The 11181-nt window shown below is 52.2% G+C and carries 8 protein-coding genes and 1 pseudogene; 5 read left to right on the top strand and 4 right to left on the bottom strand.

All coding sequences use genetic code 11. The features are described from left to right. Window positions 1–54 precede the first annotated feature (54 nt). Window positions 55–1848 carry an ABC transporter ATP-binding protein gene (locus O2S87_RS12290; RefSeq protein WP_475409081.1) on the bottom strand — a complete coding sequence of 598 codons (1794 nt, stop codon included), beginning with the start codon at window positions 1846–1848 and terminating at the stop codon, window positions 55–57. 186 nt (window positions 1849–2034) lie between these two features. On the opposite strand from O2S87_RS12290, the gene O2S87_RS12285 reads away from it, so the two are divergent. Genes O2S87_RS12285 through O2S87_RS12270 form a run of 4 tightly spaced genes read left to right on the top strand, consistent with a single transcriptional unit; the run spans window position 2035 to window position 6275 of the window. Next, window positions 2035–3057: a polysaccharide biosynthesis protein gene (locus tag O2S87_RS12285; protein WP_475409080.1), complete on the top strand. Its 1023-nt coding sequence runs from the start codon at window positions 2035–2037 to the stop codon at window positions 3055–3057. Next, a complete protein-coding gene (locus O2S87_RS12280; protein ID WP_475409079.1) occupies window positions 3050–4000 on the top strand; it encodes a dTDP-glucose 4,6-dehydratase in 951 nt (316 codons plus the stop codon). Before O2S87_RS12285 ends, O2S87_RS12280 begins: the two co-directional genes overlap by 8 nt. 2 nt (window positions 4001–4002) lie before the next feature. Continuing rightward, window positions 4003–5190 carry a DegT/DnrJ/EryC1/StrS family aminotransferase gene (locus tag O2S87_RS12275; protein ID WP_475409078.1) on the top strand — a complete coding sequence of 396 codons (1188 nt, stop codon included), beginning with the start codon at window positions 4003–4005 and terminating at the stop codon, window positions 5188–5190. A gap of 35 nt (window positions 5191–5225) precedes the next feature. Beyond that, a complete protein-coding gene (locus tag O2S87_RS12270; protein ID WP_475409077.1) occupies window positions 5226–6275 on the top strand; it encodes an N-acetylneuraminate synthase family protein in 1050 nt (349 codons plus the stop codon). A 1-nt stretch (window position 6276) separates the two neighbouring features. On the opposite strand, the gene O2S87_RS12265 is transcribed toward O2S87_RS12270, so the two are convergent. Genes O2S87_RS12265 through O2S87_RS12255 form a run of 3 tightly spaced genes read right to left on the bottom strand, consistent with a single transcriptional unit; the run spans window position 6277 to window position 9713 of the window. Then, a complete protein-coding gene (locus O2S87_RS12265; protein WP_475409076.1) occupies window positions 6277–6954 on the bottom strand; it encodes a methionyl-tRNA formyltransferase in 678 nt (225 codons plus the stop codon). Next, window positions 6951–7970, bottom strand: a complete 1020-nt coding sequence (locus O2S87_RS12260; RefSeq protein ID WP_475409075.1) for a PseG/SpsG family protein — start codon at window positions 7968–7970, stop codon at window positions 6951–6953. Before O2S87_RS12260 ends, O2S87_RS12265 begins: the two co-directional genes overlap by 4 nt. A 36-nt stretch (window positions 7971–8006) precedes the next feature. After that, entirely contained in the window at window positions 8007–9713 is a 1707-nt protein-coding gene (locus tag O2S87_RS12255; protein ID WP_475409100.1) for an N-acetylneuraminate synthase family protein, read from the bottom strand. A 386-nt stretch (window positions 9714–10099) separates the two neighbouring features. Between O2S87_RS12255 and O2S87_RS12250 the strand changes: the two are divergent. Then, window positions 10100–10916 (top strand): annotated as a pseudogene (locus tag O2S87_RS12250) (IS5 family transposase); the annotation flags it as partial. Window positions 10917–11181: the final 265 nt, after the last annotated feature.

The following is an 11181-nucleotide window of genomic DNA, read 5'->3' as shown; positions in this document are numbered from 1 at the left end:
TAACGTTTCCTTCGGCGAACGGTTGGCTGCTATGATTGTTATTTGTTCCAGAAATCAGGCTTTCGACTGTATCGCATACAAATCGGCATACTCTCCATTTGTGTCGAGTAGCTCCTCATGTGTGCCTGATTCGATTATTTGCCCGTTTTCGACTGTGTGAATTCGGTCTGCATTCTTTACTGTCGACAGCCGGTGAGCAATCGCAATGATTCCATAGTCTCGGTCCATTGATTCGATAGCACGCTGTACTTCTTGCTCCAGATTCGAGTCCAGATCGCTTGTTGCTTCATCTAACACTAAGAAATCAGCGTCTTTCAGCAGTGCTCGTGCCAACGACACACGTTGGCGTTGTCCACCAGAGAGTCGCACACCGTCGTCTCCCAATTCTGATTCGTATCCATTTGGTAACTCATTGAGGAACTGAGTAACCTGTGCGATTTCACAGACACGTTCGATTTCGGCTTGGTTTGCATCTCTGTTGCCGATCGTAATGTTCTGTTTTAGAGAGGTGTTGAAAATAAACGGTTGTTGGCGAACTACTGCGATCCGCTCACGCCATTCGCTGAGGTTATATTCCTCAATCGAAACTCTATCAGAGCGAATCGCTCCCCGATCGGGTGTATACATTCGTGCCAGTAATGAGACGATTGTCGACTTCCCAGCACCCGACTGACCAACGAACGCAATAAAATCGCCGCGTCTAGCCTCGAACGAAATACCTTGAAGGACCAGTTCGTCTTCATCGTACGAAAAGTGTACATCATCGAACACGATATGATCGGCTGACGTGATCGGACGCTCTCCATTTGATTCCTGTTGTTCTGAGAGTTTATCGATGAACTCGTGGGTTCGGACGAGATGTGATATATTCCCCTCAAGACGATATAAGTAGCCGTTTAGCCTACTAACTTTCGGCGCGGTTTGAAACATTGCAATAAGAAATATACTCAATTCTCCAAGTGAGAGGCCAGTAAATACAAATCCAATATAGATTAGAGCAAATAGAGTCACCGCCGCAGAGAGTTCGTAAAAATTACTAATTGCGGCTTCGTTTCTAGAGAGATTAATCTCTGATTGAGCATATTTTCTGACAGAATCCTGGAATTTTGAAAAAATCTCTTCTGTCAAGTTAAACAGTTTCACGTCACGAATTCCCTGTGTTCCAGCTTGAACCGATTGTTGAACTCGTTCATTTGCATTCGCAACACGGGTACCGACCGTCATTGCTGGCTCAATAATAACCCGTAACAGAACGGTAATACCTCCGAGAAGGCCGATTGCCAACACCGTCATCATCGGTGTTATATAAAACATAACTGCGAGGTACATTAACACGAGAAATCCAGTTTGCATGGTCTTGACTCCTTGGTCGATCACTTTGGCGGAGTACCGTGTTTCGGTGATAATTGCATTTAGTACATCGTCTGACCCTTTTTTGTCGAAGTAATTTATCTTTGCATCGAGTGCTCCAGCAAACGTCTGTGTTCGTAGCTCTTGCTCGTATTTCTTTGTCAAAATAGCCTTTAGCCACTCGACAATGAATGACATTGAATACCTAAATACCATTACAATAGACACACCAAGAATCAAGTATCCAAGTGAAAATGGAACTCCAAAGAACTCATAAATCGTTAAAAATAGCTGGAGAACACGTCCTCTGTCCTCTACTGGCTCTCCTGTTTGTGCAACTTCGAGAATAGGATGGATAAATCCGAGACCAACTCCCTCAAGAAGTGCTACAAACGCTCCGAATATCACGAGTCCGAATGTGAACTTTGGTCGGTACTGAGAGACCCGTTTCAGTGCCCAAAACTTCTCTTTCCACGTAAGATTTGTTTTGTCGCCCATTCAAACGTTTGTGACTTCTTGTTCTCCGATTTAAGTATATTGGATCGAATTTTTGTTAGTGAATTGTCATTTATTTGGTTGCTGTTTCTTATAATATATTGAGTCCCAATTTGTGGATACTGGAATTGGCACCGGATTCAAGAGTATTTCGGCAAGTTGATACGGATCCGTTCGTAGCTATCGATAATGCTGACAGGTCATAACATATTGTTAACCGGCGGGGCAGGCTCTGTTGGACGAGAGCTGATTCCACCCATACTGGATGCAGAACCCTATGTATTCCGAATATTTGATAATAACGAATCCGGACTCGCGGACCTCAAACGACAGTTCGACAATGGTCGACTCCGGTATCTAGCGGGTGATGTCCGGGATATCGACCGGCTGGAACGGGCAATGGAAGACATCGATATAGTAATTCACACGGCAGCGATGAAACACGTCGACGTCTGTGAATACAATCCCTTTGAGGCGGTGAAAACGAACGTCCTAGGAATCCAGAACATTGTCGACGCCGCAATTGATGCCGGTGTTCAGCGCGTCGTTTTCACCAGCAGTGACAAGGCGGTCGACCCGGCCAATACGATGGGGACGACCAAACTGCTTGGCGAGCGCCTTTTCAGTGCTGGGAACAAACACAGCGGTCGGTCGGATCTCAAGTTCACCTCAGTTCGGTTCGGCAACATTCTGAACTCCTCGCAGTCAGTCGTCCCACTGTTTACCCAACAGATCCGTGACGGTGGCCCTGTTACACTCACAGATACCCGGATGACTCGGTTTTTCCTCACATACGACGATGTGTTCGACCTTATCAAACAGGCAATCGACAAAACGCAGGGCGGCGAAGTATTCGTCTACAAGATGCCCACGATTCGGATCGAAGATCTTGCGGAGGCGATGATCGAGGTGTTTGCTCCCGAGTACGGTCACGATCCAAGTGATATCGAGATCGAAATCATCGGTCGTCGACCGGGCGAAACGTTCCACGAGGAGATCATGACCGAACGCGAGACAACCCGTGCCTACGAGAACGACGATCTGTATGCGATTCGTCCGGAGACAAACGAATTTCTCTCGTATAAGAATGGCGATCATTTCGAACCCACCGAAGAGATTGTCCGTTCATCGGGTGAGGCATCTAAACTTTCAAAAGACGAAATCGTTAGACTTCTGAAAGAGACTGACGCAGGTGAGGTGACTCTTGAGTAACACTGTTCTCGTCACTGGCGCAGCTGGCTTTATCGGTCGGTGGGTCGTTCACGAGCTATTGGACCGCGGCTACACCGTCCGTGGACTGGATGACCTCTCGAACGGCTCCAGCCGAAACGTCGCTGCCTTCGACTCAGATCCCGACTTTGAGTTCACAATCGGCGATGTCTGTAATGTCGAGACCATTGACTCTCTTTTCGACGATGAGGTTAATGCCTGTCTCCATCTCGCAGCCGAGATTGACGTTCAGGAGAGTCTCGAAGACCCCCAATCGCATTTCGACTCGAACGTCGTCGGTACCCAGAACGTCCTGGAAGCCTGCCGACGCACCGACACGCGGCTCGGAATCGTCGGCACCTGTATGGTGTACGATATGGCCGACTCCGAGGAGGGAATTAGCGAGACACACCCGGTCAAACCTGCTTCCCCCTACGCTGGCTCGAAGCTCGCCGCGGAAAATCTCGCCGAAAGCTACTACCACGGCTACAATCTACCGGTCGTCATTCTGCGGCCGTTCAACACCTACGGCCCGTTCCAGAAGACCGGGATGGCTGGGGGCGTGGTCTCGATCTTCACCAGCCGGGATCTCGACGGCGAGCCGCTGAAGATCTTCGGCGACGGCACCCAGAGCCGGGACCTGCTGTATGCGACCGACTGCGCCCGATTCATCGTCGATGGAACGTTCTGTGAGGAAGCCACCGGCGAGGTGCTCAACGCTGGGACCGGATCGGATATTTCGATCAACGAACTTGCCGAGATGATCGCAACCGACGGCACCGAGATCACCCACGTCGCACACCACCACCCACAAAGTGAAGTCCAGACGCTCCGGTGTGATCCAACGAAGGCCGAAGAGCTGCTCGACTGGAAACCTGAGGTTTCACTTTCGGAGGGCGTAGACCAGCTCCGGACGTGGCTTCGGGAGGAGACGGCCAACGAGTAGTCATGTCCGACGAACTACCAGCAGCCTACGGCGGCACGCCGATCCGAGATGAGATCCTTGGCTATGGTGCTCAGAGTATCACTGATCATGAAAAGGAGGCCGTCGTTGAGGCACTCGAAGGCGAGTACATCACTCGCGGACCGACTGTCGAGGAGTTTGAGAGCCGTGTTGCCGCTCTGATCGGCGTCGATCACGCGATAGCGACGACCTCTGGCACGACCGCGCTCCACCTCGCAGGAGATGCGGCTGGCTTCGGATCTGGTGACGAGGTGATTACAACGCCACTGACATTCGCGTCGACTGCACACGCAGCCGTCTACAACGACGCCACACCGGTGTTCGCGGATATCGATCCCCACCGCCGGACGTTGGACCCCGATGCGGTCAGCAAGCAGATAACCGACGACACCGTCGGTATGGTTCCGATGCATTACGCTGGCCACCCCGCAGATATCGAGGGGCTCCTGGCTGTCGCTGACGAGTACGATCTGACCGTGATATGGGATGCCTGCCATGCCTTCGGTGGCACGTGGCACGAAGAGCCAATCGGTGCCCAGCGGGATATGGCGATGTTCAGTTTTCACCCAGTAAAAAATGTTACAATGGGTGAGGGTGGGATTGTCGTCACCGGCGACGATGAACTCGCCGACCGGCTGCGACGGCTCCGTTCGTTCGATATGAACTATGAGCCGGAAGACCACGCAGACGAGCCGTGGTACCAGGTGACAGAAGGAGTTGGCTACAACTACAACGTCACCGATATGCAGGCCGCTCTCGGATTGGCACAGCTGGATCGCCTTTCGGAGTTCAAACAGCACCGCGACGAGATCATCGACCAATATAACGCGGTGTTTGCCGATATAGAGGGGATTCGAACGCCGCCGGAGCCGGTCGACTTCGATCCGATGTACCACCTGTATGCAGTCGAGATCGGTGAGGAGTTCGGCTGTGATCGCAAAGCGTTCGTGAATGCGATGCACGCCGAAAACATCGGTGTCCAGGTCCACTACGTTCCGTTGCACTACCATTCGTACTTCCAAGAGGAGTTCGGCTACGAACGCGGGGAGTTCCCCGAGACGGAGGCGGTGTACGACGGGCTCGTGAGTCTCCCACTGCACGCCCAGATGGATGACAGCGACGTTGAGGATGTGGTGACTGCTGTAAAGCGGTTGTCAGCGTACCACCAGTAGGAGCGTTTATTTTCTTTCCGCCGTAGAACTACGGTATGGAGACGTTCACGATTGGTGACCAACCCGTCGGTCTAGGTGAGCCGACGTTTATTATTGCAGAAGCTGGCTCGAACCACAACGGCGATTTAGGCACTGCAAAGAAGTTGATCGATGTCGCCGCTGATGCGGGTGCGGATGCAGTGAAGTTCCAGACGTTCCGTGCGGAGGATCTGTATGTCGAGGATAGTGGAGAAATGGAGTATCTCGACGACAACCGTTCAATCTATGATATTATTGAGTCGATGGAGATGCCCCACGAGTGGATTCCCGAACTCTACGAGTACTGCACTGAGCAAGGGATACATTTCATGTCGACGCCGTTCGACGAGCGATCCGCCGAGGTACTCTCGAAGTACGTCCCTGCGTGGAAAGTTGCGAGCTACACCACCAGCCATCATCCGTTTCTACGTTACCTCGCAGCGACCGAAAAACCGATTATTATGTCGACAGGTGCCCACGAACTCGATGAGGTTAGCGAGTCCGTCGACATATTACATAAGGCCGGAGCATCGGAGCTAGCATTGCTCCAGTGTGTCGCTGCCTATCCTACACCGGTCGAAGATGTCAATGTGAAAGTCGTCGAGAGGCTTGCCACTGAGTTCGGGGTCCCAACCGGACTCTCCGATCACACGCTCGATCCCGTGATCGCACCTTCGGCTGCGGTTGCACTCGGCGCGAGTGTGATTGAAAAGCACTTTACACTCGATAAGAGGATAGAGGGACCTGATCATCAGTTTGCGCTCGAACCAGCAGAGCTTGCGGAGATGGTAACCGCAATTCGGGATACCGAAGACGCACTCGGGAGAGGGGAGAAATCTGTGCTCGCTGTCGAGTCCGAACTCCACAATAAGGCTCGGCGTGCGGTTCACGCCGTCAAAGATATTCCAGCAGGCACGGAGTTCAATGTAGAGAACCTGAAGGTACTCCGACCGGGGCAAAAGGACGCCGGGCTTCACCCCAAGTTCTACGAGGAAATCCTTGGAGAGACCGCTTCCCGTGACGTACAGAAGAGTGCGGGTATCAGTTGGGACGACATAAAAAACTGAGTTACGCCTTCGTGATATCGATCTCAATATAATAGCTTTCTCCGTCGAGCTCGATCTTCGCGTTGTCGTATGGGGGGTAGGTGAGCGCTCGAAGTCGGTCCAGAAACTCTTTTACTTGAACATCGTTGTCGGGGTCGAGAACACATAGCTCCTCGAACTCAGCCGTTCGATGGGAGCTGCCAGAGCAGTCTCGTTGAGTCTCTGTGTGGACGTTTCCTGCCACAACATCCGGCCACGCTTTTTTGAATAGCGCTACCTGGGCGTCCTCCAGACGCTTTTGAAGCATCTTTCCAGTATCAGTAAACCGTTTTTCGACACGTTGTTGGGCCAGTATGTCACCAGTGTCGACGCCCTCGTCCATGTAGTGAAGCGTAACGCCAGCAGGAGTTCCGTCGACGATACTCCAGACGTTGGGATTTGCGCCCCGGTTGAACGGCAGGAGAGACGGATGGAGGTTGAGACAACCCTCGGTCGGCACAGCGAGAATCTCTTCGGGAACGATATGTCGATAACCACAGGAGACGATATATTCCGGCTGGATACTCTCAATTCCATCGAGTTGTTCTTTTGTCGTCATAAGGGAGTGGACGAAAACGTCGTCATGATCACAGAGCCACTCGTAAACGCGCATTCCTGCATTGTTGACTCCGAGAAAGACGACTTCGATTTTGTCGCTCATGGCGGATGATTTCCGCCAGCGATTGAAAGAATTTCGGCGACCAGTCGTTCAGTACCCTTTCCGTCGACGAGTTGGTGTCCAGTGTTTCGCCGTCTTTGTCGGAGTTTGGAATCCCTTACATACGCTGCGATAGTAGCGCGAAACGCCTGCTCGTCGGCGTCTTGTTGCAGAACAGTAGCGGCATCTCGGGCTTGAAGAGCATCCGCAATCAGGGTTTGGTTAGCTACCACAGGGATACTCAATAGGGGTGTTCCCAGTGCGAGGAGTTCGTAGGTAGTACTGCTGGCGGTACTCACCGCGAAGTCGGCCTGAAACATCCGGTCGACCAAATCATCGGGATCACGAGTAACACGAATATCCGCCTGCATTGAGTCTGCTTCCGTGCGAACGGCCTGTTCCTGTGCTGCGGAACAGCCGGGGCCAACGATGGCATCGACCCGGAGATCGAACGCATCGAAGGCTCGAACCACGGTTGGGGTCAGTCCAGCGACATCACTGCCGCCCATCATGATGATGGCACGTTTCGGGACCGCTCGCCATGGAGGCTCACTAACAGCACGGTCACAGATCTCACGCCGCAGGAGGACGTACTTCGGGCCGAGACACGTCGTAGGAGAATCGTCAACGAAGTCGTAGCTGAGCTCTGTGGCATACAGATTACCGTTCACGAACAGATCGGCACAGACTGCATGACGGGCATCGTCCTGAAGCACGGCGATCGGAACACGGTCTCGGATCAGACGTTGATAGGCGGTGTCGACCGGATACCCATCCGTGAACACGACGTCCGGACTCCCACTGTTGAGCCATTCGACGAACGGTCCGGGGTTACCTCGCGTCGGGAGGTCGACCACGTCGACAGCAGCCGGAAAAACAGTCCGGGCTGGTTCCGGAGTCGCTGTGCCGACAGTGACTGTGTGGCCTCTCGAAATTACGGCTTCAGCGAGTGCGGCCGACCGAATGAGGTGGCCGTAGCCGATATTGGAGCCACCGTCAGCGCGGATTACAGCGTGCATAGGGTGACGGACTGTGTAAATACCATGCTCACGGAGCTAGTCGAGAATCCGCATTCTGTCGTCCGGCTCGCCAAACTTGTGCCACGAGAGTTCGATCACATCGTCGGTCGTCCCATCGGGTTTGGTCTCGTTAATCGAAGAGAGCCCATACTTGTCGTAGATTTCGAGAATCCGTTCGAGATCGTAGGGGTCCTCGGCGTCCGAGACGTGATTCCACAGTTTCCGAGTGAGAATCAGGTCACAGGGGTTATCAACTGTCAGACGGACGTCGGGACGAGCCACAGCGTTCGGTGGTTCGATACCGATTATGTCGAACGAGTCGGGATTTTCGGTGAGAAATGTCGTCACGAGTTCGCTTCTGTGTCTGTCCGCACCAAACTCATGTGCATATTTCAGCGCACGAGCCGAAATCACCTCTGTCGACGAACCGAGAGGGAGGTTACGGCAGACGACGAGATCGGCATTCTCAACTGTTGCGTGTTCGATCTGTCTGTCGATCACATCCTGATAGATGAACGGGTTTTCGGTAGTGTTTCGAACGAGGATATCTGCGTCGGCTTCGTCACCGGCGGCGATAACGCGTCTAAGGACGTCGACTTCGTCCCCGACGACGTACGACAGCTCGTGGCTGTTGGCAAACTCGATGAATGCGGATTGGGAGGGCGTATCACTGACTGCGAGGACGATCTCGTCGATGCAGGAGACGTCCCGAAGCTGGGAGATCTGGTGTTCAAGGATCGATTTCTCGCCGAGTAGCTGAAGCGGTTTCCCGTAGAGACGGGTCGACTCCGCGCGACAGGCGAGCGTTGCAGCAACCCGGTACCGTACATCGGTTGTCCGGACCGGCTCTTCGGCTTCGATCTCTCTTGTAATGGTTTTCCCGATGACTTCTGCACGGTCGTTGAACACTACCTCCGGATCGCCCTGCGGACGTTTGAGAGCGACATCGTCCTCATCGATAGTATCTCCGATATGCAGTGTCTGAGTGGCAACTACACACTTCTTGTGTCCATCTCGGTATTCTAATTCTCTATCTGACATTTTTGGGAGTGTATCACCGAGTGCTGTCTGAACCGTTTCGACGTTCCTCGCCATTGCTTCGAACATATCCGGTTCGAGTGAGGAGTAGTAGTCAATTCCTTCCGAGGATCGGTCTATAGTCGTGTGGATTTCGACGAACTCCGCCCCTGCGGCAATCGACCACGCTGGGAGGTGTGTTGCGTCGTCGTCTTCCCCATCTACATGACTGGTATATCCCACAGTGTACTCGTCTCCAAACTTTTCGATGAGATGTCGCAACCTGTACAAATGTGCGTCTCCGAGTTCGGTTGGGTAGTTTTGAAAACCATACACTAACCCAATATCGGCATTTGAGACTCGTTCGAGCGACGATAGTGCCGCCTTGATTTCAACGACTGACGCCCCACCCACAGAAACGAGGGTCGGTTTCTCTCGTCGACCTATTTTTTCGATAAGTTGGTGGTTTGCTAGATCAGAACTGTGAATTTTGAATCCGTCAACATCTGTATCGAATAGTCGACGGAGTCCTTGCTCTCCAAGGACATCTGCAAATAAATAGATCTCGTTTTCGTGAGCTGCATCGACAATCGCAGACACATCATCAGTAGATAATGACAATTCTCGATACATCTCATAATTTTCGTGTTCTTTGACCGCGAGATCATCTGCGGTGAACATTTGAATTTTTGCTGCATCGGCCGACGCGGAAATAGCGTTAATCATCTCAATAGCTAATGCTCGGTCACCCTCATGAGCGTTGGCCAGTTCTGCGATGACATCTATAGTACAGAAGTCTACCTCTGTAGGGGCCATTAGAGTTTAATATTGATGGTCCGCATTTTAAATATTCTGCTATTGGATGATAAAGTACTATCTAAATGCTAGTAATATTAAAACCACAGCCAATATTTGTGTATTCTAAATGCAAATTAATCTTATATATCAAATTTTAACTATTAATCAATACGTTGGACTTCGGATTTCCAAACATTCGAATAGTATTCAAGAGTGAGAAATTATCTAAGTTCATTTGGCTCTGGTGAATCGCTAGACTGCGCCGAGTTGATCCGTCAGAACTAGGCAGTTGAAGCGGGAAACCGCCGATGTCCGTGTCGAAGATTTCCCGCTTCACAAAGAAAACAGTACGATTAGCTAAAAATGTTGTTGGTGGCCGAGGCGAAGTTGCCGCCCCCGAAGGGGGTGGCGGCTTCGCCGACTACGCACTTGTATCGCTTCACTGTCTACGGATTTACCTCGACGAATCCTCCCGCAATACACTCGATCTACTGAGCGAGATGCCGCGTATTTTGGCCGAGATCGGCCTCAAAGCGGGCGGTCTCCCTCATCATTCCACGCTGGTAAAGGCGATTGACAGATTAGAGATGAAGCTCTGGCGAGTGCTGCTCCGACTCTCGTCGGAGCTGCACGACCTCTCTGGTCGTGCCGCCATCGACGCGACGTTTTCGACCGTAAAACCGCCAGCAAGCACTACTGCCGCCGCACGAATTACCGCGTTCAGACACTCAAAGCAACCGCTCTCGTCGATACAGCCTCTCAAGCCATCCTCAACGTTCATTGTACGACCGGGAAACGTCATGACACGCAACTCGGCTGGCAACTCGCCTGCCGCAACGCAGGCGAGTTGCGCAGCCTCGCCGCCGACAAAGGCTGTGATTGCCAGCAGTTACGGGAGAAGTTGAGGGACGAAGGCGTGAGGCCGTTAATCAAGCATCGTGAGTTCCGCCCTATCGATCACGCGCACAACGCGCGGATCGATGAGGCTCTCTACGGCCAACGAGCACTATCTGAGACCGTCTTCTCAGTAATCAAGCGCACGCTCGGCAACGCCGTGCGCGAACGTGGTACCGTGAATTTCGTGAGATCGTGCTGATGTGTGCGGTCTACAACATCAAGCGAGCGGTGAAACCGTGCAATCAACCGCCGTCTGGCGATTCACCAGAGCCGTTCATTTTAATATTGAGCTTCATTTGTAATTCAGTGTTGGTTACTGTCTTATAGGTTCAACTTATTCCTTTAATTATGCGCACATGTAGCATCTGTTTTAGTAGTTGGATAGCAAGACCAAGATACACCGCTCAGTGATGCCTCTCGTTCTTATCGAAGTTCTCTCCCACCGAGGATCGACTGAAGCTGTTCTGGTGGATCGAGGCCTCGTCGTTTCCACGTCGCC

The sequence above is a fragment of the Halohasta sp. A2 genome (assembly GCF_056175805.1).
This window is presented reverse-complemented; position numbering and strand designations above follow the sequence as displayed.